Here is a 22,655-nt window from a genome sequence, read left to right as displayed (position 1 = left end):
AAGAGAACCCCGAATAAATCGTTGCTACGCATTTCTATACTGGTTTCGCTAACCCTACCTAAACTTCCTTATAGGTACGGACTGCGCTCAACATCTTTGTTCAAAATAAGTGAACGTACAGTAACAGCGCAATAACTTCTTCCCTATTGGTGGGCACAAAAGTAGGGTGGGCACTGCCCACCATTCCCTGTTAGTGGACACTGCCAACAAAAATCGGTAACTTGAGAGTTCTGTTGCAATCTCCGCAAGGGCATTAAAAACTTGAGTCGGCAGTTGCAAGATAGTTTAAAGCAAGGTGATGAGATCCAAATTAACCAATACTATGCCGACCTCCAGCTTAGTTTGAATGAAATAACCCAACAAGTGAGGCAATACTTGACGCCGGGACTTGATGATGACTTATGAAAGTGACTGGCGATCGCATCTTCGTAACGGATAAGCATTTTTTCTGTTAGCGATCTTTTATTACTCTTGTCAGAAAGTAATTAAATAGAGTGACATAAAAGGTCTACTGAACTATGTTTGGGGCACGAGAGGCAGCCAAAACGATAAAATTTGTAGACGAATACCCCTGTTTAATCACTCTCGATAAAAAAATGAGAACCAATTCTCCAACTGTAGACGGAGCAGGAATTTGAGCGTTTATTTTCTAACAGAATGGCTGAAATCGAAGTTTTTGGTAAAAGTCTTATCCCGTAGGAGTTTCAGATTCTTCTCTCACAAGATTGATAGAAGACGGTTCAGCAATTGTGCGAATTATAACAGTGACATCTTAAGTATACAGGCTTTTCTAACTGAGAGAATTACAAAGATTAAAATACTTTAAATCTAAGGATTTTAGACTTAGAAATAGAATTTAGTTTAAGACTCAAATTATGATAAATGATTGAGAATTATTACTAAACGAGTTAAAAAATTTAACATCAAAATCAAAAATATATAGGTAATAATAGCGAGGAGTCATAAATATGACTCAAGTTGTTCGTAATCTGAAGAAAAACCTGAAATTGAACCTGGAAAATTATCTTGCCAGCTAAAACAGAGGTGTCTTTTGTGGACTCTCGCAACAACAGGTTTTTAAAATCTATGTAAAATTTTGGAGTGACCCGATTGTGGCTGTTGAAAAAGTAAACTCATCCTCCAGCCTTGCAGAAGTTATCGATCGCATCCTTGACAAAGGTGTCGTCATCGATTTGTGGGCAAGGGTATCGTTAGTTGGTATTGAATTGCTAGCAGTAGAAGCAAGGGTAGTCATAGCATCAGTAGAAACGTACTTGAAGTACGCTGAAGCTGTTGGTCTGACTGCTCAAGCTGCTGTACCAGCTGCCTAAGTCAAGTTATCTCCCATTTGATTCTCATTTTAGTTAGTCTGCCTGTTGCTAAACCGCAGTAGCAGACCTTTTCAGTATTAAAAATCGAAAGTGGATAGAGAGAAGTTAATTTCTACTTTTTTTAAGGTATAGCGGGGAAGGAGCTTAAATTGTGTCTCTTAGAGAACAATGGTATGCTGCACGGCAGCAGCGCGAACAAGAAGTTCGCCAACGCCAACAGAATGTGCTAGAAAACCGGCAGCAAATTCAGGCAGAAATGGCAGCCTTGCATCAGTATCAACGGGCTTGGCTGGAAGAGTTTTGCCAAAACTTAGCGGCAGAAACAGCAGAATTTCTGCACAACGCAACTGCCGAACGTACTGCTATGGCTGCTGTCATGCGGGAGTCGTTAAATAGTTTCCATACCACCTTGCAAGCCGAGGTCGCTGCTTTCTTAGAAGAAACGCGAATGCAGCAACAAGAAACTTGGACAGAACAAGCTCAGGAACGAGCCGCTTTTATAGCTGCTTTGCAAGATTACGTTTGGGGAACAGCACCCTCATTCGGCAATATCAAACCTGATGTCCCTGTCAGAGCAAACCCCCTAACTCCTGGGGTGAACTCTAATAATCATAGTTGGAGTTAGTTGTGGCTACAGTTCTCCAAATTAATTCACAAAATTTCATCGAAACGCCGAAAGTCAGCAATCTGACCAAACGAGCCTTGCGCTACCTGCAAACAGGATTCTCCGTCCATTTGCGGGGTCCAGCAGGTACGGGCAAAACAACATTAGCAGTTCATCTAGCGAATATGCTAGAACGCCCCATCTTACTGGTATTTGGTGACGATGAATACAAATCTTCCGATTTAATCGGCAATCAACGAGGCTACAGCCGCAAGAAGATTGTAGACAACTACATCCATAACGTTGTCAAGATGGAAGATGAATTCCGTGAATCCTGGGTAGATTCCCGTTTAACGACAGCTTGCCGTGAAGGCTTCACCCTAGTTTACGATGAATTCAATCGTTCTCGTCCTGAGGTAAACAACGTCCTGCTTTCGGCATTAGAGGAAAAGCTGTTAGTGTTGCCAGCAGCTGCCAATCGCCAAGAATACATCCGCGTCCATCCTGAGTTCCGCGCAATCTTTACCTCGAATCCAGAGGAGTATTGCGGGGTACACGCCACTCAAGATGCTCTGATGGATCGCTTGGTTACAATAGATATCCCCGAACCAGACGAAACAACCCAACAGGAAATTCTCGTCCAAAAAGCAGGTTTGGCTCGTAAGAGCGCCTTAGTTATTGTCCAATTAGTCAAGTGCTTCCATCAGCGCACAAAAAATGAAAAGGCTTCTGGTTTAAGAGCTTGTCTAATCATCGCTAAAGTCTGCAAAAATCAGAATATCCCTGTAGACATCAATAGCAACGATTTTCGAGATATCTGTATGGATGTTTTACTTTCCCGTTCTAAACTGTCCTTACAGGAGTCAAAGCTGATTCTACAAGACTTATTTCAAGAACTGCTAACTACAAACACAACCAGCACTAAACGTTCGGAGGTGAAACGGTGATTCTAATTCGCACCATGCGCCAAATTCGCACGGGTGCAACGATTTCTAGTTTCCGGGCTTGCCAAACTTTAAGCGGTTTGGACTTGTCAGCCAGCGATCGCGCCCGTGCTCATGGTGCTACAGCTAAAATGCTAGCTGGTGAAGCCCGGAGGCGATGGTTAATGAAACAATGGAAGCGGTTATAGTACTAGAAGTTGGAGGCAGAAGGCAAGGTACGCTGAAAGATGATTTATAAGCTTCTTAACCTTCTGTTTCCTTTCGATGACCCTTTACTTTCAGGTCTTTAATCATGGCAGATCTATCTAATGTTCCTCCGCACTTACTGTCTCACGAGCACTATCGGCAGATGTTGGTGCGGGATGGTGAACGTCGCTTTCGGGAATGGCACAGCGAGTATCTCAGATATCAAGGCGAGTTTCTTAAAGATAGACAGCATCGGATTCGGGAACTTGAGAATTTGCGAAAGGATATTGATGCAGATCGCAAGCGCCGTTCTCAAGAATCACGCCAAGAGTTTTTGCGATATCAGAACAAGTTCTTGAACGAGATGCGGCGTTATTAGATTATTTTACGTGTTATGTTCAACCTGCAACTTGATTGGGACCGCTCTGCTAAAGTTAGTTCGCAACTCTCAGAACATATTCTGCGCGTTCGGATTCTACCGTTTTCGGGTGACGTCCCAAGACAGAGGGCAAACTTGCCTTTGCAATTGGCAATTGCTCTAGATGCTAGTGCATCAATGCAAGGTGAAAAGTGGAAAGAGGCAAAAGCAGCAACTCAGGCGTTAGCGTCTCAGTTACGAGAAAGCGATTGCTTGTCCGTAGCTAGTTTTGCTGACTGGGTGACTCCTTTGGTGCAGAATCTGCAAAACACTCAGCTGGATAAACTGCAGTCAGTTCTACAGAAGTTAGTTGCTGAAGGAGTTACCAGGACAGATTTAGCTTTAAGTTGGATTCAGTCTGAATTATCTTCAGATACTGGCAGAGCAAGGGTAGGAATTTTAATTACAGATGGGCATCCTACAACTGGACAAGGAGAAGTGTTGGAGGATGCAGCCATTTTGATTGAGCAAGCTAAGAAGATGGCAGAAGACGGCATCACTCTATGTACCGTAGGATTGGGAAATGCTGCCCATTTTAATTCAGCCTTACTCGTCAGTTTAAGCGATCGCGGACAAGGGTCATTTATGTATGCAGATAATCCAACGCTACTCACACCTCAACTTCAAGAACGGTTGCAGGCGGTACAAGCCATTGCAGCAACAGATGCGATTCTGAAGTTGAATTTAGCGACTGGAGTTAAGCTAAAACGATGCTGTCAGTTACGTCCTGATTACCTTCCCTTGACAGAAACAACCTCCCAAGAGATTCACCTACCAAACTTGCGAGTCAATACTGCAACCGATATACTGTTGGCTTTGGAAGTCCCCGCATTGAGTGCCAATCAACAACCAGGTTACTACGCGATAGTCCAAGTTCAGTTATCATCTTCTCCCTCTCCTTCGCCTCCTCTTTCCCTGCAAGTGACTCCCTCCTACCGAGAAGCACAGCAAATTAATCAAGAGGTAGATCGCGATCGTCTTTGCTGGGACATCAATCGCTACAGCACCGAACTTACCTTGACTCGCGATCCTCTGCTTACAGGGGAACTCTTGAGTCAGATTCAAGTAGCAGCTTTAAAATCAGGTCAAACAACAATTGCTAATGAAGCTTCTCAGCAATTAGATTATCTTCAAAAAACAGGTAAACTCAGTCCACACCAAACTACAGGTTTACTCACAACAACCCGACAAATAAAGTATGAAGTATGAAGGATGAAGTATGAAAGACATTTTACTGACAAATGATTTAATCCTTAATCCTTCAGCCTTTATCCTTCATATTTTATCCTTTTTTAGGAGGTTGATATGTTTGCTGGTCTGGGTTACGATCCAATTCCTGGACTGAGCCAATTGACTCCCGATACGGCTTATCTAGTGGTACGTAATGGTCCGAAAGCTCAGAATAGTTTTCCATTGAATCGATTGCGATCGCTAATTGGGCGGAATCATCCACCTCATATCATTGTTGACATCGATTTGAGCGGTTACGAACTTGAGCAGATAATTACTGTATCGCGGCATCATGCGATCGTGCAGTGGGTCAATCAAAAACTTCAGATTGTGGATCTTGCCAGTCGTAACGGTACATTTGTGAACGGGCTGCAACTTGTATCCCAAGAAGTAAATCAACCCTCAGCCCCCGCGTTACTTACAGTTGGCAGTAAAATTAGGCTCGGTGATTTAGAGTTTGAAGTCACAATGTTTTAACTTAAATTTTGCACTTAGAAATATGGATGTCAAAAACGTGACTAAATGTAAGAAGAGCCAAATTTTCGGTATTCAGTAAATATAAGCACAAACTAAATTTCTCCATGCTCCGACCTACAAAACCCGAAGATGCAGAGGCGCTGATTAGCGTAGCCAATACAATCGGTTTCCAGCCGAACGAGCTTGAGGCGCTTGGCAAAATGCTGGCTGACTACCTCGACGGTAACAGCGACAACGATGCTTTTTGGATTACCGACGATGATGACGAAGATGGACCAGTGGGGGTCGCTTACTGTGAGCCCGAACGGATGACCGAGCAAACGTGGAATCTACAATTGATAGCCATTCGCCCCGACCACCAGGGAAAAGGAAGAGGTGGGAAACTAATGCGCTATGTTGAGGAAACTTTGAAAGCACGCGGTGGGCGAATGCTATTGGTGGAAACTTTAGCAAGCTTCGATCGCACACGGGCGTTCTACATGAAATGTGGCTACGAGGAAGAGGCTCGCATCCGGGATTTTTACACAGCGGGCGCTGACAAGATAGTGTTCCGTAAAGTCTTAAATGGGAACTAGAGTAAATAACGCCCCTAAGAGGATTTAGCACAAAACGTGCTGACTGCTTCGGCAAACTGCTGGTTTTGTTCCATTAATGCCATATGTCCACCTGGTTTTATGGTGATTCTCTCAGAGTAAGGTAATTCTGCTGCCATGCGATCGCTTGCCACAGGTTTAGTTGCTATATCTGAAGCTCCGCATACTACCAACACGGGCACATTAATAGTTTCGAGTGTTTTTGTTTCATCAAACTTGAACATTGCCAGGGTACCACGAGCCAGAACTCCGGGAGAACCCAATGCTGATAATAAAGCTGCAAAATTGAGTTGACCGCGTGTTTCAGTACCAGTAAATCCAGACACTTCTACGCTGATGTAAAGCAAACCATTGAAATAGGAGAGCCAAGTCATCAACCAAAATATAGGTGATAGCAGTATAGTAAGGTACAAGACAGGTTTGAGCAGAGGCTTCTGCAATTTACGTACAAGATTGCTAAATATACAAGTTTTAAGCGGATTGGTGTCAGTAGTATCCACAAGAATTAAGCCAGCCACCCGATTCCCCAAATGCTCGGGAAACAGCCTACAGAATGTTAGGTTAATCATGCCACCCATGCTATGCCCCAACAAGATAACTGGCTTATCTCCTGCTATAGCGACAACAGCTTCTAAATCACGGGCGTATTTTTCTAGAGAGTAATCGTTATTTTTCGGTCTAGAGGATTTTCCCAGCCCTGGTAGATCCCAAACAATGACTCGGTAGCGATCGCTAAGTTGTCGCTTGGCATAATACCATACAGTACTATTTGGTCCCCAACCGTGTGACAAGATAATTGGTTGCCCATCTTGAAGACCAAAAAACTCTACTTGCAATACACTCCCATCTGGTCGTTGCAAGCGCTGCACGGTTTTGCTACGCATAAACTTGGGTTCCTCGACTCCAGGACGGCGCAGCAGAGGCAAACTGATAAAACGACCGCCAAAAGACCACAGAACCATGACTATTCCAGCTACTAAGTAAGACGTTCCTACAAGTTCTCCTTCGTACCACTCATAGAGAATGTATATTCCTCCACCAAGTACTCCAATTGACAGCAGTTGAATTAGCCATAGGAGCAGGAAATTATGAGGCATGAACAGCATGAGCGTGAACCTTGCGATACCTAATGAACTGCGTTGTCTTTTAGGTTCATACCACAGTTACAACTATCCAATTTTCAACCTCAGGAATGATTTGTAGCCTCATCCTTTGGTAAGCCACAAATGTATAAACTGCTTAGCACCAGTAAACTACAGTAGTTCTCAAGTAGGTGCTTTTTACTCCCTTCCCGTCAGACCTGTTTCAATCCTTATTTTATCTGTAGCTATCTGCAAAAGCACAAAGCGCTCCCTGAATAAGAGAGCGCCTTTTACCTAATTATTGATGCTTTTTAGTCGTGTTAGGCAATGATTAACCGTTGATTGCAGGAGCGCTGATTGCAACAGGAGCAGTTTCAACTGCAGCCAAGTCGAGGGGGACGTTGTGAGCATTGCGCTCGTGCATATTTTGACACATAGTTACCCTTTTTTAGGTATGGAAGGGTAACTATGGGTAGGAATCAAGTTACAGTTCCTTGCCCTAATGCAGCCAAAACATCGCTAGCATGGGTTGACGTATTTACACTAGCGTCAACGTGAATAATTTTGCCATTGCCATCAATGACGTAGGTGACACGCTTGGAATAGCCACCACCATCGACATCATAAGCTTTAGTAAGAGTTTGGTCGGTGTCAGCCAACAACGGGAAATTTAGATTGTATTTTTGGGTAAACGCCTGATGGGAGGCGAGATCGTCAACACTAACTCCCAAGACTACTATATCTTTGCCCTTATAGTCTTCACTGGCATCTCTAAAGCTGCAAGCTTGCTTGGTGCAACCTGGAGTGTCATCTTTGGGGTAGAAATACAAAACCACTGTTTTGCCCTTGAAATCAGACAATGATACGGTGTTGCCGTTAGTGTCTTGGACGGTAAAGTTCGGTGCTTCGTTACCAACTGCTAAAGGCATAGTTGTTAGTATCTCTTCTAAATACAGAGGTTAGTTTGAACGGGAAACAATCTTAGTAAGATTTTGCAACCAGCCTGCTCTACCAATCAGCTTTCGCTTTATGGACGGCATTAGTGGTAGAAACTAACACTGTTTTCCCTAGCAGGGGTTATTGTATCAAAGTTTTTGTATTTTTTTTTGCACTTTTTCACCAAAGAAAGGCATCCCTGCTGAGGATGTTGTTTCAGTTTGTGGGCTTTTGTTGTGAATTGCTGTAAAATATAAATATATATTAAACCTACACCTAATGCTTGTTATTTACAGCGTTAGATTCCTCTCTTAAAAGAAAATATACCGAGAGAGTTAGAATGTCTGTTGCCAGTTCTCAAAGCCAAAAAATCTTTAGCTACCCTCGTAAAACTATAGAACGAGCCGAAAGGGCACTTGCGTGTTCTCCGTTTCATTTTTGTCTGTTTGAAGAAATGCTCTCTCATCGTGTGGCATTAGGCGAGATTATTGGTAAGAAAGGTGTCGAGAAGGGGTTCACAAAACGCTCGTTATCAGAATTGTCAGCAGATAACGATCTGGTATGGTTGATTCAAGTGGGTGTATTGCGGCGAGAAGTTGATGGTCAGGGAATTACGGATAGTTTCCGTCTGACTCCCTTAGGTCGCCAGTTAGTAGAACAGTGCTACCAGAAATCCTGGCGTACTCCCTCGTGGAGCGATCGCCTTTACAATGCGACAATCCGTTGGTTGAGGCTACCTTTTTAAAACAGAGGCTTAACACGTAACGGTAAACAATGATTCAGTTATCGTTGGTAACTGATAATCAATCCCTGACAAGTGTTAATAGTTTGGGGTAAAAGGGAACAATAAATACGGAAGCGTAAACTCCACCCATGAAGTCTTTACCATTGCCACCTGGCTTAAGTGGTGAAAGCAAGTGGATTGCCATTTGTCAATAGTCATTTGTCAAATACCTAATGACCAATGACTCACTCTTTCCCCCGTGAATCACTCAGACCCGACTGGAACAAAAGAAAGTTAGTTATGAAAGCAATTATGGTGGTGGGAACAACATCCCACGCAGGGAAATCCTTGTTAACTGCGGCTATTTGTCGCATATTATCGCGCCGTGGTTGGCGAGTGGCTCCCTTTAAAGGTCAAAATATGGCTTTAAATGCTTATGTGACCCCTAATGGTGGAGAGATTGGTTACGCCCAGGCAGTGCAAGCATGGGCAGCTGGAGTTGTTCCTTGGGTAGAAATGAACCCAATATTGTTAAAGCCTCAAGGAGATATGACTTCTCAAGTCATCATCAAAGGCAAGCACGTGGGTAGAGTTAGTGCGTCAGATTATTACGAACAATACTTTGACGTCGGGTGGCGAGCAATCGAAGAATCGTTGCAGCATTTGGGTACGGAATTTGATTTACTGGTGTGTGAAGGAGCGGGAAGCCCAGCAGAGATTAACATCAAGCATCGCGATTTAACCAATATGCGGGTGGCAAAACACTTGAATGCATCAACACTACTGGTGGTTGATATTGACAGAGGGGGCGCATTTGCTCATGTGGTGGGAACTCTGGAGTTACTAGAACCAGATGAACGCGAATTAATTAAGGGTATAGTCATTAATAAGTTCCGAGGACAGCGATCGCTTCTCGAACCGGGAATAAAGTGGTTGGAAGAACGTACTGGTATTCCTGTGTTAGGTGTGATTCCTTACCTAGATCAGGTATACCCTGCGGAAGACTCTCTGGATTTACTAGAACGAAAGGTGGTAAAATCCAACACCGAACTCAATGTTAGTGTTATACGTTTACCCAGAATCTCTAACTTTACAGACTTTGACCCTTTAGAATCAGAATCTACAGTTACAGTTAAGTACTTAAGCCCCAAGCAGGATTTGGGGCATCCGGATGCAGTCATTATCCCCGGTACAAAGACCACAATTCCCGACTTATTAGTAATGCAGAAAAGCGGTATGGCAGAAGCAATTCAGCACTATGCAGCGGCTGGGGGTACAGTTTTGGGGATTTGTGGTGGCTATCAGATACTAGGTCAGATGATAGCAGACCCAGAGGGAATCGAAGGACAAGCTGGCAGATACCAGGGATTGGGACTATTACCAATTAAAACTGTGATTACAGGACAAAAAATTGCTCGTCAGCGACAAGTGAGTTCCAACTATCCGCAAATGGGTTTACCCGTTGTCGGGTTTGAAATCCATCAAGGGCGATCGCGTACAGAAACTCAAGGAGTAGACCCACAAGCTTACTATCCCCTGTTTGATGATGCTAATTTAGGGTTGGTAGATAGTTGCCTGTCAGTTTGGGGAACTTATCTCCACGGTATTTTTGACAACGGTCCTTGGCGACGCGCCTGGTTAAACCGCCTGCGTCAACAAAGGGGATTAAAGTCTTTACCCACTGGCGTTGCAAACTACCGAGAACAAAGGGAAAACCTTTTAGACTCCCTTGCTATTGAAGTTGAACGCCACTTGGACTTAACACCGTTTTTGTCTTGAAGGTAAGCTGTCATGACTGTTAGCGTCCGTTTTTTACCTGATGATGTCACAGTAGACGCCGAAGTAGGAGAACCACTGCTGGATGTAGCAGAGAGAGCTGGGGTATTGATTCCCACCGGTTGTCTCATGGGGTCCTGTTTTGCTTGCGCCGTGGATTTAGAAGATGGGGATACCATCCGCGCATGCATTAGCTCGGTTCCACCAGATCGCCAACAGTTGACGATTAATTTGTATAGCGATCCCACTTGGTGATTGCTGATAGCCAATGGTTAATGGCTAATAGCTTACAGTGAATTGCAATTAGCCATTACTCGTTGAATTATGCACAAACTTAAATTTTTTTATTGTCAGATACTTCAAGCCGGGATACAGTTTTCTGGAGTGGTGGGCAGTGCCCACCCTACTTTCATTTATTAACAGTTTTTTAGTAATTAGCCATTAGCCATCAAGAAGATTTCACCTTGAGAGCATACTCTCTGAACCTATCTAAATCGGCTTTTATAGTCGATTCCACCACGCGCCCTAAAAATAAATTATCCATAATCTTGCCGAGAATACCGGGGATAGCGTAAGCAATAGAGAGTTTAACAATACTGCTACCTTGGCGATCGTAAAAACGCACTGCTCCCTGATTGGGCAAACCATCTACAGATTCCCATTGAATGATTTGCTTGGGAACAACCTTGAGGATGCGAGATTTCCAAGTAAATTCTAAGCCACCAGTATTGAGGGTCCATAAAGAAATCTCGGGATTATCGGGTGAAACCTTAACAGACTGAATCCACTTCATCCAACGGGGCATCTGCTCTAAGTCTGACCAAAGACCCCATACTAACTCAATAGGAGCCTCTACGTCCACCTGTACGCTGTGTTCTAACCAATCTGCCATTCTTTCTTTGCGTCCTCTGCGCCTGGTGTGGTTTATGACTTCTTCACACTCTCCAAAATCGCCTTTGCTGCATGCTTGCCTGAAAGTGTTGCACCTTCCATACTATCGATATAATCTTGCTGCGTATAGCTACCTGCGAGAAAAAAGTTAGGAATAGGCGTCTTTTGCTGGGGACGGTAAATATCCATTCCCGGTGCTTCTCGGTAGAGAGACTGAGCCAGTTTGACCACATTATACCAGGTCATGTTTAGCTCTCGTGATGAGGGGAACAGCTCGTGTACTTGCTTGAGGACGTGGGATGCGATCGCGTCATTACTTTGCTTAATAAATGGGTCTCCCGGTGTCAGTACAAGCTGTAACAAAGAGCCTTGTCCCTCGCGATAATAATCAGCAGGGCTAGTCAACGCTAAATCGGCAAAACAAGAAAAATCAGCATCAGGGGTATAAAGTAAATTATCAATTCCTACCGCACGTTCTAGCTGTTTGCGTTTTTCGGCGTCGTGCAGTTCCGTCACCCAACCATCAAAGCGGAGTTGCACGGTTGCGACTGGGACTGCATCTAATTTGTGAATGTTATCGAACTCAGACCACTTACGCCATGTTTGAGGTAACAATCGCTGAATTCCCGGTACATCACAGGCGGCGACATAGGCATCAGCGGTTATCAACTCGGACTCATCACCATTTGCCACTACCAAACCAGTGACGTGAGTTTGTTCTCCGTCCTCGGTAAACTTTATTTCCCGCACTTGACGCCGAGTGTAAATCTTTGTCCCCCTAGCTTCTAAATATTCCACAATGGGTTTGTGCAGGTACTCATAAGGAGAGCCTTCGAGCATTCGCAGTTTAGAAGCTTCTGTTCTCACTGCAAATAGCTGGAAAACAGTTAGCATACAACGAGCTGAAATGTGGTCGCAATCAATAAAACCAAGGGCATAAGCGATGGGATTCCACATCCGCTTGATACTACCCTCGCTACCACCGTGACTGCGGAACCAATCAGCAAAGCTGACTTTATCTAGGTCGCGGATATTTTGCATTGCGCCATTAAAGTCTACCAAACCCCTGACTATCGGGCTAGTCCCTAGCGCCACTGCATTTTGCAATTTATCTAATACTGAAAGTTGGGAACTTGTGAAAAATGCCTTTAATCCATGAAACGGCGCACCCATGAAGAAACGAAAATCTAATTCTCCTATACTCCCTCCCTTGTTAATGAAAGTATGAGTATGGTCTTTTGGACGCAGGTTGTTCCCTGCCCCCACTTTTTCCATCAATGCTAACAATTGATAGTAGTTGCCAAAGAAGACGTGCAATCCCATTTCAATATGGTTACCATTGCCATCTATCCAACTGCTAACTTTTCCACCAATAAATGGACGGGACTCGAAAATCTGGATTTCACAGCCAGCATCAGCTAAATCTACAGCGGTTGCTAGTCCAGCAAGCCCCGCACCTACGATTGCAACACGCATTCCGTCTTTCCTTCTCAGTTTCATTACAAATTGTAACTGGGTTGGGGTCGGAATTTGCGATTCATAACTCGTATATAGGTGAAGAAGCAGGAATCCTACTTTCAAACGTCAAAAGTCACAAATCTTAGATTTTTGTCTTTTGACCCTGAACTCTAGACAATCTTCCCACTCAACTTGGATCTTTTTGGTCATCCGTCACCGACAATCCTCGAATCAGTTCTCGAATGATATCGGTAGCAGGTCTACCTGTAAGACGGCAATACTTTTCCAGTTTTTCCGCCTCCTGCGTTGCTAAATTGACAGTAATACGTTTTACAGCCCATTTCTTATTTGTCATTTGATTGTACTATTTGCTGGATATGAACACGACCGAAAGGAACAACTAGAGATAAAAAGGAAACATTATCAGAGTTTTTGCCTGGAAACAAGTAATTTTGTGAAGACTAAAAATTTTGTTTAGTTTTGTGAAAGCGTGCTTCATTTTCAGATAAAGTATAAAGGAGTTGCAGTCAACAGTTGTTCTTGTGATAGTAAAACATAGAGTAAACCTGTTGCCAACAGAAGAAAATAAGCAACAGGATGCATGGCCTTGACTAAGAAATCTTATGAATTTGGTTGAAAAAGTGTCTGTCAACCAGATAACGAATTCCGAGCTTGGTAGCCTTGCTACACTACAAGATATACCCTACAGCTTTGAAGCATCAAACACTGTAAGAAAAACTTTATGCCATCAACCTTAGATTATAGTACCCAGATATTAGTCTGCAGTTCAATCAAGAAGGTTGCTATGACTGATTTAGTTGTAGTGCAGTACTTCTAATTCAGACTCGTAAAGCACCATAGGCGGTGGAATGAGTTTCTGTTACAGATTTTTAAGTAACTAGACTTCTTCAAACACCTTTTAGGCAGATTGTATTAGAACAAACAGACATTTACCAATGACATCTCGCCACTAGGAGTTCTTCTATTGAAAAAGGTTTTTGTTTATGCACAGTAACTATCGCAAATCATTATAATAACATATTAAGTACATTACCCAATCATTATTTTATATCTTTTTGAGAAGATTTTTTAGACTTTACTTATTCTTTACAATTTTTATTGAAAATAATTTAAAAAAGTTTATTCACAGAATTATTATCAAATCAATACTCTTTTAAGAATTTCACCGAAAAAGGGAAGGGGGAACAGGAAACAGAGATTCTCGTAACAGAGTTTCTCGTTTTTTGTTCCCTACATTTGGGAGTAAGAAACCTCCACTTCTATCAGTAGTTGCTTTCAACTGGGGATTTAAACCTCAATGGAAATATTCACTGTTTCCTGTTGCCTTTGCATTGTGATTATCTTTATGATTGACCACAGATTCTGCTATGAGAAATACGGAGTTTTCTTGAAAAGTCCAAAGTTCAAAGTCATGTATAAGCTTTACACTGGACTTTTGGCAAAGGACAGTCTTGACTTGTTAAGTAGCTTAGCGCGGCTGTCTCCATCTCAACTCTTTTGATGAGTGAATTACTCGAATTGTAGTTGAGGCATAAGTTGGAGAGTTCCGAGCCCTAACTCTTTTGATGACAGGAAACGTGCTTCAAATAAAGCCATCATATCCCGTAGTTGGGGATTGCCACGAGAAGACCCTGTGAGCCCTTTGGCAATAATCAAACCACAGTAGCCTTTGGTATTCTTACACCGTTGATTCCATTTTTTTCGAGCTTCCACGTGTATTGGGTCATCATCTTCAAACTCACCAAAGAGAAACAACTCATCATTTTCAGTTTGTAATAAACCCAAGTCATAATGTTTGTCATCAAAAGGATCGGCACCTGGATTAAAACAAATCGCTTTCAGCCCACCAGCTTGTTCGATGTTTTCAATCACAGTTTTTGCGACACAATTTAGTGTGAGAATGCGGTGGAATTGGCAAGGGATGCTGATGTGTTAATTCATGAAGCGACTTTTGCTCATCAAGACGCAGAATTAGCTTTTCAGCGGTTGCATTCCACCACCACAATGGCAGCACAAACAGCCTTAGCTGCTGGGGTGCATCGGCTGATCGTGACACATTTTAGTCCTCGTTATGCCCCTGGAAATGCTATAGAATTAAAGGATTTGCTTGAGGAAGCCCGTGCTATTTTTCCTAAAACAGATATGGCTTACGATTTTATGACTTATGAAGTACCTAGAAGGCGGGAGAGCCTAATTGTTAATTCGACAGATGTATTTCGACAGGCGTAATGATTCGTACAATTACGAATTATTATGGATTGGTATCTTAATGACGAATTCAGCACCTTGTCCGGGTGCTGAAGTACAAGTTAATTGTCCGCCATGCTTCTCAACAATTTGGTAGCTGATTGACAATCCCAAACCAGTCCCTGCTCCCACGGGTTTAGTTGTAAAAAACGGGTCGAATAGCTTGGAGTGTACCTCCCCAGTCATACCCGGTCCATTGTCAGCAATTTGGATTAGGACATACTCAGAGTCTATAACTTTGGTACGAATCCAAATACAAGGATCGGACGCAGGGTTGGAGTGACCTTGAGTGGTTTTCGAGCTCTCGCTATTGAGAGCATCAATTGCATTAGTCAAAATATTCATAAACACCTGGTTTAATTGTCCGGCATAGCATTCCACATCAGGCAAGTTACCGTATTCTTTAATAACTTTAATGCCAGGTTTATCCACCATACTTCTGAGTCGATATTTAAGGAGTAACAAAGTGTTATCCAAACCCTCATGAATGTCCGCAGCTACCATTTCGGATTGGTCTAGATGTGAGAAATTCCTCAACAATAAGACAATTTGTCGGATGCGTTCGGCTCCAATAGTCATTGATGACATCAGTTTGGGTAGGTCTTCTTGCATGAACTGGAAGTCAATTGCCTTCATCCTGGCTTCAATTTCCGTCACTGCCTCCGGATAGTGCTTTTGGTAAAGTTCAATTAAGTTGAGTAAATCCCGCATATACTCATTGGCATGGATCAGATTTGCGTAGATAAAGTTAAGTGGGTTGTTAATTTCATGGGCGACCCCCGCCACAAGCTGACCCAAACCGATCATTTTTTCGTTTTGTACCAATTGGGATTGGGTGCGAGTCAGTTCTTGCATGGCTTGCTCAAGTTGTTGAGCTCTGTTTTGTTCTTTCTGTGTCAGTGCCACAAGAGCAGATTCAGTTCGCTTGCGTTCTAGCAGCCTTACGACTTGGCGACTTAAGGTTTTTAGCGTCTCAATTTGCTGTTGGCTTAGTTGACGGGGTACAAAGTCAATAACGCAAATTGTTCCCACAGCATAGCCTTCTTTAACTATCAAGGGTATGCCAGCATAAAACCGAACATGGGGTGGAGAGACAACAACGGGGTTTGTTGCAAGCTGCTCATCTGCTAGCGTATCTGGGATAATGAACTCACGACTTTTTTGAACGACCAATGGACAAAAACCTTCCTCCATTGATGCTTCCGTTATCTTCGAGCCCACTTTTGACTTGAACCATTGTCGATTAGCATCTACAAAGGTAATGAACGCCACCGGAGTATGACAAATCTGTGTCGCCAATTCGGTCAAATCATCAAAGTCTTCCTCATCAGGAGTGTCAAGGATTTCATACTGGTGAAGTATCTTAAGTCTTGCTGCCTCATGCTGCACAGGAGTTGGCATTTCAATTAGTTGTCTCAGCATCGATTTCACTTGCTGCATTCACTAAAAATGCAATTACAGGGGACTTTCCGCAAAATTTGCCACAACAATTGTTGTTGGCTAACAACTTCTTAGAACTAAAGCTGGCAGTCATATCATTTGGAGAATAATTCACAAAAGAAGTAACATCTGCGCTAGCCTTTACGTAAACCCTTCCAAGGGCAGTGCATCCTTATCATTAAACAGGGCGCTAACAATTTATTTGTAGCGCAAGCCTTGCGGCAATTCTGCATTACACATCAATCTATTGTATACAAATCTTATTTTTGTGAGCGAGAAAAATTTAATATTTGAAGACGAGTAATTTTCTATCGAAAAAACTTTTGAAAAAAGAGTATATTTTTACAGAATCTTTATTTTTAACAATCTCTAAATGTGTATCAAGTTAGCATACCAATACCCACAGGAGAGCCGTTTCCAATCCCTCGGTTAATGCTTACCAGTCAGATGTTAGTCGCTCTCATCTTAATAAAGCAGAACTTTTACAACTAACCAACATCCACTAACAACAAACAATGCTTATACTTTTCCTAGGAAATAAATACAGTAATTGCACCCAACTCAGTTACTTTTAAGGATAGCTTTCTTCCTACCAACCTGTACTAGCAGCTATCTGCCGTTTTGATGAATTTCCGCAAATTTTTGGTGATTTTTACAAAAACTTTAATTCCCTAAATCAAACAAATCAAATATTTTTTTTATTTTTAGCTTTGCTTTAGTAAAATAGTACACTGCTATAGAGTTAATTATACAGAAATGGACAGCTTCTGGTCAGGTTCTTTGAGATTGTACCGTGTGTCATAATTTATTGACAAAGTCATTACTTAAACAAAAAGAATACAATGGGTTGAATCATAAATTTTGCTGTTACTGATTAATAAATATTCATACACCATCACCTTATTGCAAAAATAAAAGTAAGGGCGCAATGCCTTGCACCCCTACCCATGTACTTCATTGACCTGCAAAATGTTGTATTTCGTAGGGTGGGCACTGCCCACCATTAGTTAGCTGTTGTGCGGCATAGCCCTACCTACTTCTTTAGGTAATCAAATGACGGTAAGGAAGTCAGCTATTCCCGAAACCTAGGTTGTTTAAAAAACTGGGTTTTAGAGGTCTGGTAATTTTCACAAGTCAAATAGGATTAACTATACTTTTATAAGTATTATAAATGTGATTTAAAACACAATTTAAGTTGTATAAAAAACAGAGTCATTTACGACCGTTTTAGTAAAATTTATGACTAAACATCATTTTATAGTTCATTGTATAAACGAGTGACCCAATAACTACAAAGCAATACTATAGAGCCTATTAACAATATGATAAAGATTCATGTAAGACATTGACTATTGCGTTGTTTTCATTTAGGTTGAGATGAAAATAAAGATTATTAGAGGTTATAGCTTGTAACTGCTGTAGATAGAAAACATGATTTCTTATTGGAAAAAACAATTCATTGACGCCTCATTTCTTCTTTAAAAAGAAATCATATGTACACTACATGGTTTGTAGTTCAGTAACAAATTTTGCGAAACTTTTTTCACAATACTGTAGAAATTATTTGATATGAGAGGAATTTGATAGTGACTGACATTGGTTTGGAAGGTGGGAAGATAACAGTTATATCCCCAAAACATACGGTTGAGGTTAGAAAACTCTCCACAGTTCTGCTTCGCAGACGCTGGCAAATTATGAGTGTTTACTGCATAGTCATGTCTTTTACAAGCCTTTTGGCTTTTATGACAAAACCAACATACCAGAGTTCTATGCAAATACTGGTTAGTTCCAAAGCCTCTGAAGACGTAGGAAGTAGAGTTAGCGATCGCAATCTTGAAGTTGTTGATTATAATCCCCAGCTAAAGCTCATGCTCAGTTCTAAACTGATACAGAAGGCTGTAGATTTACTGCACTCTGATTATCCAGATCTCACAGTGGAAGATATCAAAGGTAAGCAAGGTAAACAAGGACGTTTGTTTGTCACAAAAGTAGAAAATTATACAGGAAATAATAGGCAGTTGTCTCCAGTTTTTGAGATTTCCTATAAAGACAGCGACCCAGTTAAAGCACAAAAAGTTCTTCTGACTATACAACAGGTCTATCAAAACTATAAACTTGAACAGCAAAAAGAGCGGATTTCTCAAGGAATCTCTTTTTTAAACGAGCGACTTCCCAAAGTCAAAAATGAGATGGTTCAAGCTGAGGATAAATTGGAAAAATTCCGGAAAAAACATAATTTGCTAGACCCGGAAGTGCAAGGCAAAATTCTTTTGGAAGCTCTAGCTGACATTAAAAAACAGTTAAGAATCACTCGGGCGCAGCTTCAAGATGCACAAGCTCGTTACAACAATCTTAAAAAAGAACTAGATTATTTACCCCAGAAGGGGTCTCTCTCTTTTCGTCTGAGTCAATCAACTCGATACCAAATATTGGTTAATGAAATTCAAAAGACAGAATTGGCTTTGACTAAAGAACGGCAGCGTTATACAGAAAACTCCCCTACCATACAAAAACTGATTCAGCAGCGTCAAAATCAAGTTGCTCTTTTACACGAAGAAATGGAGCGGTTTTCTTTTGCAGAGGGAAAGCGAATGCGAATGAATAAAACAGAAGAATTACCAGAGACTTTGCTTAAACAGAAGCAGTTGGATGCTTTGGAATCCCCCAACTTAGAGACACCTCTGGGAATGCAAGGACAAATAGCAGGTATTGATATAAAGCTGGTACAAGAGTTAGTAGAAGTACAGACAGTTCTATTGGGACTGCGTGCTAATGAAAAGAGCTTAACTGAATCTGAAGCACAAATTCGGCTGGAACTAAACAAATTTCCCAGTCTGATAGGAGAATACAATCGTTTGTTACCAGAGGTGGAAACTAATCGCAAAAAACTTGAGCAGCTGATGGTGACAAAACAATCGTTAGGAGCGATGGCTGCTCAAGGGGGATTGGATTTGCAAGTTCTAGAAGAACCCCAACGAGGAGTTTATTTAGGAAGCTACAGATTTTTCATCATACTTGTAGGAGCGCTATTAGGACCGATTTTAGGTGTTGGAACTGCCTTAATGTCAGAAACTTTAAGTGATGCAGTTTCTTCTCCACAAGATTTGCAAAAGCTAACAAAACTTCGTCTACTGGGAACAGTACCAAAACTACCGTTATTAAGTACGGAAAAGAGGGTGTTCAGCCTGCCCTCCATTATGCAGAAAATACTCACTGGCTCTTCAAAAAAAGTGATATCTCACAAACATCCACTCAATATCTATTCCGTGTTGCCTTCCTATGAAAGCCTTGATATGGTGTACCAAAATATTCAACTAGGGTCTTCTTTACCTTGCAAGTCCTTAATGTTAACGTCAGCAACATCGGGAGAAGGCAAAACAACTTTGGCATTAGGGCTTGCGGTGAGTGCTGCTCATATGAATCAACGGGTATTACTTGTTGATGCCAATCTGCGTAAACCCAACCTACATAAAATTCTGGCACTATCTAATGATTGGGGGCTATCCCTATTATTACTGGAGGAAACAAATACTTCTGTTAAAGAATTCATTCAGCCCGTGCATCCCTCCATTGATGTTTTGACGGCAGGACCCATACCAGAAGATCCGGTAAAGCTGCTCAGTTCTGCGCGGATGAAAGAACTAATGGAGTTTTTCGAGCAAAACTATGACATTGTGCTGATAGATGCTCCTTCCATTCTTGGTACAGTCAATGCCAGAATTCTTGCCTCCTACTGCAATGGCGCGATCCTGGTAGGACGCCTCGGTCAGGTATCCTCCACTGAGCTGGTTGAAGCAGCCTTAATTTTAAGTAACCTAAATGTGGTTGGAATCATCGCTAATGAGGTGAGCAGTTCTTTATGAGTATTTGAATAATTTTCAGCCATACTAACTTCAATCTCAAAATCACGATTGTCACTAGTCAAGACCATACTACACAGACAATACTTGTTTAACCACAGTACTCTTTGTCTTGGCAGTTTAACATTACACCATTGCTTTTCTTATTTTAAAAATCGTTAAGGCGACTATTATGACGACCGTTACTCAAATGAAATGTGCTTGTGATACTTGTCTGTGCATTGTTGGTATTTCACTTGAAGATGTGATTATCAAGGGTGAAAAATATTATTGTTCTGAAGGCTGTGCCGAAGGTCACAAAACTATACAAGGCTGTAGCCACAGTGGCTGTTCCTGTTAACGTGGGTTACCTCTAGCCCAAGCAGTAGGGTGGGCACTGCCCACCTGCGCTACCCTATTTGTAAGTCGAGTCGTAGAAAGAGGAATTCTCAGAAGTGATTCTGGGAATGCCACGTGCTTTTAGCCGTGGGAGGATGTCAAAAATACCCCTCTTGTTCAGCAAATGTTCGCATCCGAGGAAGACATTGTCGTTGATAAAAACTGCTTAATGTAGAAACAGATAAGCCAAATTCTGTGGAGAGTTCTTTCCAACCAACCTCCGGCGGTAAACGTCTCAAGATTAACACCTGACAAGTCACATCAGGTCGTCCTTTAATATGAGTACTACGCAGATCTCCATCAGAATCTGTTTCGACCCATGACCTGATATTTTCTAGAATGGGAGGAACATCCGGCTCAGCAGCCAGGTTATCTATAGGGTCAAGAACATCACTGTCTTCACCTGACCGAGATTGGTTGAGATTTGGAGAAACTGTTCTTGCTTGTTGTCGCAGTTGGTTGCGATAAAAGTCTTGCAATCTGCGTTTTAAATAAACGTTTAGCCAAGTAACAATACTGCCTAGATTAGGATCGTAAGCTTGACCCGTTGTAGCTTCACAAAGATTGCGACAAAAATACAACCAGGTTTGTTGCAGTGCGTCTTGATAGAAGGGGCTATTTTCCCTCCATAATTTGCCAGAAGTCAAGCGAATGATTTTCGTAAGCAGTTTCTGGCGTTGTTGGCTTCCAGGTGGATGTCCGCAGGCTTCTTCAGCTAAACGGCTTAATAGTTCCTCCAATCGATCCATAGCAAGTTTTTGCAAAGAGAGCAATTTTTAGTATCGATCGCAAATGCAATTTATACTACTACCCTCTATCGCCATATTATCCACTTCATTTTATGGCAATACTGCCTTTTTGTACTTGCTTCATTTTGTTACGAATCTCTTGAATTTTCCAATTGGTGAGTTTTGCCAGAGTTTGCGCCTCCCTTTCAAAACGCTTGGGCAAAGATTGTTTGTATTCTCTACCTGCATCACAGGTGATTTCCCCTCTAAAAGGATGTTGCAAAATGTAACGTCCTTGGAAAGATTCGCGGTTAGAGGTTTCTTGAAACATTAAGTCTTCAGGGAACTTATCTCGGGTGTAACGCACGTGCAGACGGGTAATGAAGACACCATTTGAGGGAAAAGGAGGGCGCACACCTCCACGACGGGGTACTGGTACATTAGTTGGAGAGTCATTATCCAGCCAAAATACGCCTGCTTGCTTGAGTTCGGTATGTGGGAGAAGATGTGGAAAATATCTTGCTGCGACTATTGCAAGTGGCAGATCTAGATGTGGAAGAAGCACAGCGGGGAATTATTTATATCGATGAAATCGATAAAATTGCTCGCAAGAGCGAAAATCCTTCAATTACACGAGACGTTTCTGGCGAAGGCGTACAGCAAGCCTTGCTGAAAATGTTAGAAGGGACAATCGCTAACGTTCCACCACAAGGAGGGCGCAAACACCCCTATCAAGATTGCATTCAGATTGATACAAGCAATATCTTGTTCATCTGTGGAGGCGCTTTCGTTGGTTTGGAGAAGGTTGTAGAGCAGAGAATTGGTAAAAAGTCAATAGGGTTTGTACAACCAGGAGAGGGTCAAACAAAAGATAAGCGCACGGCAGATACTCTGCGTTACCTAGAACCAGACGACTTGGTGAAATTTGGCATGATTCCAGAATTCATCGGGCGGGTTCCAATGGTGGCAGTTGTAGAGCCTTTAGATGAAGAAGCGCTAATGGCAATTTTGACCCAACCGCGTAGCGCCCTAGTGAAGCAGTACCAAAAACTGCTCAAGATGGATAATGTCCAGTTGGAGTTTAAACAAGAAGCTTTGCGAGCAATTGCTCAAGAAGCCTACCGTCGCAAAACAGGTGCAAGGGCGCTGCGCGGGATTGTCGAAGAACTGATGTTGGATGTTATGTACGAGTTGCCTTCTCGCAAGGATTTGACTCGCTGTACGGTAACGCGGGAAATGGTAGAGAAGCGCTCAACTGCCGAACTGTTGGTGCATCCATCTTCACTACCAAAACCAGAATCGGCATAATAGTCATTAGTCCTTTGTCATTA

General features: G+C 42.2%; 22 protein-coding genes and 5 pseudogenes. 16 read left to right on the top strand and 11 right to left on the bottom strand.

Annotated features, from left to right (window positions below; translation table 11 throughout):
* The first annotated feature begins 1,112 nt into the window (after nt 1–1,112).
* From gvpA to ACYRY3_RS09570, 8 genes are all read left to right on the top strand, one after another.
* On the top strand, nt 1,113–1,331 hold the full coding sequence (gene gvpA / locus ACYRY3_RS09605; protein ID WP_038082255.1) for a gas vesicle structural protein GvpA: 219 nt from the start codon (nt 1,113–1,115) through the stop codon (nt 1,329–1,331).
* A gap of 151 nt (nt 1,332–1,482) precedes the next feature.
* Nucleotides 1,483–1,956 (top strand): hypothetical protein, encoded by a 474-nt coding sequence (locus ACYRY3_RS09600; protein ID WP_460201455.1) that lies wholly within the window; start codon nt 1,483–1,485, stop codon nt 1,954–1,956.
* A gap of 2 nt (nt 1,957–1,958) precedes the next feature.
* On the top strand, nt 1,959–2,882 hold the full coding sequence (gene gvpN, locus ACYRY3_RS09595; RefSeq protein ID WP_460201454.1) for a gas vesicle protein GvpN: 924 nt from the start codon (nt 1,959–1,961) through the stop codon (nt 2,880–2,882).
* Nucleotides 2,879–3,067 (top strand): hypothetical protein, encoded by a 189-nt coding sequence (locus ACYRY3_RS09590; protein WP_460201453.1) that lies wholly within the window; start codon nt 2,879–2,881, stop codon nt 3,065–3,067. The genes gvpN and ACYRY3_RS09590 overlap by 4 nt, the downstream gene beginning before the upstream one ends.
* Nucleotides 3,068–3,171: 104 nt before the next feature.
* Nucleotides 3,172–3,444: a hypothetical protein gene (locus ACYRY3_RS09585; protein ID WP_460201452.1), complete on the top strand. Its 273-nt coding sequence runs from the start codon at nt 3,172–3,174 to the stop codon at nt 3,442–3,444.
* A gap of 15 nt (nt 3,445–3,459) precedes the next feature.
* Nucleotides 3,460–4,692, top strand: coding sequence for a vWA domain-containing protein (locus tag ACYRY3_RS09580; protein ID WP_460201450.1), 1,233 nt, complete (start codon nt 3,460–3,462; stop codon nt 4,690–4,692).
* Between the two features lie 96 nt (nt 4,693–4,788).
* Nucleotides 4,789–5,190: an FHA domain-containing protein gene (locus ACYRY3_RS09575; protein WP_460201449.1), complete on the top strand. Its 402-nt coding sequence runs from the start codon at nt 4,789–4,791 to the stop codon at nt 5,188–5,190.
* A gap of 104 nt (nt 5,191–5,294) precedes the next feature.
* On the top strand, nt 5,295–5,765 hold the full coding sequence (locus ACYRY3_RS09570; RefSeq protein WP_460201448.1) for a GNAT family N-acetyltransferase: 471 nt from the start codon (nt 5,295–5,297) through the stop codon (nt 5,763–5,765).
* 14 nt (nt 5,766–5,779) lie between these two features.
* Here ACYRY3_RS09570 and ACYRY3_RS09565 read toward each other — a convergent pair whose 3' ends face one another.
* The 3 genes and pseudogenes from ACYRY3_RS09565 to ACYRY3_RS09555 form a co-directional block, all read right to left on the bottom strand.
* Nucleotides 5,780–6,880 carry an alpha/beta fold hydrolase gene (locus tag ACYRY3_RS09565; protein ID WP_460201447.1) on the bottom strand — a complete coding sequence of 367 codons (1,101 nt, stop codon included), beginning with the start codon at nt 6,878–6,880 and terminating at the stop codon, nt 5,780–5,782.
* Nucleotides 6,881–7,196: 316 nt separating this feature from the next.
* Nucleotides 7,197–7,289, bottom strand: a pseudogene (locus ACYRY3_RS09560) (photosystem II protein D1); the annotation flags it as partial.
* 55 nt (nt 7,290–7,344) lie between these two features.
* The gene (locus ACYRY3_RS09555) at nt 7,345–7,794 is read right to left on the bottom strand and encodes a peroxiredoxin (RefSeq protein ID WP_460201446.1); all 450 of its coding nucleotides are present in this window, start codon (nt 7,792–7,794) and stop codon (nt 7,345–7,347) included.
* A gap of 347 nt (nt 7,795–8,141) precedes the next feature.
* On the opposite strand from ACYRY3_RS09555, the gene ACYRY3_RS09550 reads away from it, so the two are divergent.
* Nucleotides 8,142–8,546, top strand: coding sequence for an Npun_F0494 family protein (locus tag ACYRY3_RS09550; protein ID WP_460201445.1), 405 nt, complete (start codon nt 8,142–8,144; stop codon nt 8,544–8,546).
* Between the two features lie 58 nt (nt 8,547–8,604).
* On the opposite strand, the gene ACYRY3_RS09545 is transcribed toward ACYRY3_RS09550, so the two are convergent.
* Nucleotides 8,605–8,730, bottom strand: a complete 126-nt coding sequence (locus ACYRY3_RS09545; RefSeq protein ID WP_460201444.1) for a hypothetical protein — start codon at nt 8,728–8,730, stop codon at nt 8,605–8,607.
* Between the two features lie 95 nt (nt 8,731–8,825).
* Here ACYRY3_RS09545 and cobQ point away from each other — a divergent pair, with 95 nt between their 5' ends.
* Nucleotides 8,826–10,304: a cobyric acid synthase CobQ gene (gene cobQ / locus ACYRY3_RS09540; protein WP_460201457.1), complete on the top strand. Its 1,479-nt coding sequence runs from the start codon at nt 8,826–8,828 to the stop codon at nt 10,302–10,304.
* Nucleotides 10,305–10,316: 12 nt separating this feature from the next.
* A complete protein-coding gene (locus ACYRY3_RS09535) occupies nt 10,317–10,556 on the top strand; it encodes a 2Fe-2S iron-sulfur cluster-binding protein (RefSeq protein ID WP_460201443.1) in 240 nt (79 codons plus the stop codon).
* A gap of 193 nt (nt 10,557–10,749) precedes the next feature.
* Here ACYRY3_RS09535 and ACYRY3_RS09530 read toward each other — a convergent pair whose 3' ends face one another.
* The 3 genes from ACYRY3_RS09530 to ACYRY3_RS09520 form a co-directional block, all read right to left on the bottom strand.
* Nucleotides 10,750–11,193, bottom strand: coding sequence for an SRPBCC family protein (locus tag ACYRY3_RS09530; RefSeq protein WP_460201442.1), 444 nt, complete (start codon nt 11,191–11,193; stop codon nt 10,750–10,752).
* A 32-nt stretch (nt 11,194–11,225) separates the two neighbouring features.
* A complete protein-coding gene (gene zds, locus ACYRY3_RS09525) occupies nt 11,226–12,668 on the bottom strand; it encodes a 9,9'-di-cis-zeta-carotene desaturase (RefSeq protein ID WP_460201441.1) in 1,443 nt (480 codons plus the stop codon).
* 169 nt (nt 12,669–12,837) lie between these two features.
* Nucleotides 12,838–13,005, bottom strand: a complete 168-nt coding sequence (locus tag ACYRY3_RS09520; RefSeq protein ID WP_460201440.1) for a ribbon-helix-helix domain-containing protein — start codon at nt 13,003–13,005, stop codon at nt 12,838–12,840.
* A gap of 268 nt (nt 13,006–13,273) precedes the next feature.
* On the opposite strand from ACYRY3_RS09520, the gene ACYRY3_RS09515 reads away from it, so the two are divergent.
* Entirely contained in the window at nt 13,274–13,408 is a 135-nt protein-coding gene (locus ACYRY3_RS09515; RefSeq protein WP_460201439.1) for a hypothetical protein, read from the top strand.
* A 772-nt stretch (nt 13,409–14,180) separates the two neighbouring features.
* Here the strand turns inward: ACYRY3_RS09515 and ACYRY3_RS09510 are convergent.
* Nucleotides 14,181–14,552, bottom strand: a pseudogene (locus ACYRY3_RS09510) (DUF6930 domain-containing protein); the annotation flags it as partial.
* Between the two features lie 12 nt (nt 14,553–14,564).
* Here ACYRY3_RS09510 and ACYRY3_RS09505 point away from each other — a divergent pair.
* Nucleotides 14,565–14,900 (top strand): annotated as a pseudogene (locus ACYRY3_RS09505) (ribonuclease Z); the annotation flags it as partial.
* Between the two features lie 12 nt (nt 14,901–14,912).
* Here ACYRY3_RS09505 and ACYRY3_RS09500 read toward each other — a convergent pair.
* The gene (locus ACYRY3_RS09500) at nt 14,913–16,340 is read right to left on the bottom strand and encodes a sensor histidine kinase (RefSeq protein ID WP_460201438.1); all 1,428 of its coding nucleotides are present in this window, start codon (nt 16,338–16,340) and stop codon (nt 14,913–14,915) included.
* Nucleotides 16,341–17,944: 1,604 nt separating this feature from the next.
* Between ACYRY3_RS09500 and ACYRY3_RS09495 the strand changes: the two genes are divergently transcribed.
* Together ACYRY3_RS09495 and ACYRY3_RS09490 are read left to right on the top strand one after the other, a co-directional pair.
* On the top strand, nt 17,945–20,221 hold the full coding sequence (locus ACYRY3_RS09495) for a GumC family protein (RefSeq protein WP_460201437.1): 2,277 nt from the start codon (nt 17,945–17,947) through the stop codon (nt 20,219–20,221).
* A gap of 169 nt (nt 20,222–20,390) precedes the next feature.
* Nucleotides 20,391–20,558, top strand: a complete 168-nt coding sequence (locus tag ACYRY3_RS09490; protein ID WP_460201436.1) for a metallothionein — start codon at nt 20,391–20,393, stop codon at nt 20,556–20,558.
* Nucleotides 20,559–20,694: 136 nt separating this feature from the next.
* Here ACYRY3_RS09490 and ACYRY3_RS09485 read toward each other — a convergent pair whose 3' ends face one another.
* Both ACYRY3_RS09485 and ACYRY3_RS09480 read right to left on the bottom strand, forming a co-directional pair.
* Nucleotides 20,695–21,345 carry a sigma-70 family RNA polymerase sigma factor gene (locus ACYRY3_RS09485; RefSeq protein ID WP_460201435.1) on the bottom strand — a complete coding sequence of 217 codons (651 nt, stop codon included), beginning with the start codon at nt 21,343–21,345 and terminating at the stop codon, nt 20,695–20,697.
* Between the two features lie 85 nt (nt 21,346–21,430).
* Nucleotides 21,431–21,814, bottom strand: a pseudogene (locus ACYRY3_RS09480) (DUF2330 domain-containing protein); the annotation flags it as partial.
* A gap of 2 nt (nt 21,815–21,816) precedes the next feature.
* On the opposite strand from ACYRY3_RS09480, the pseudogene clpX reads away from it, so the two are divergent.
* Nucleotides 21,817–22,632, top strand: a pseudogene (gene clpX, locus ACYRY3_RS09475) (ATP-dependent protease ATP-binding subunit ClpX); the annotation flags it as partial.
* Nucleotides 22,633–22,655 lie beyond the last annotated feature (23 nt).

This window comes from Scytonema sp. NUACC21 (assembly GCF_054684315.1).
The sequence above is the reverse complement of the archived record's forward strand: the minus strand, read 5'-3'. Positions and strand labels throughout refer to the sequence as shown.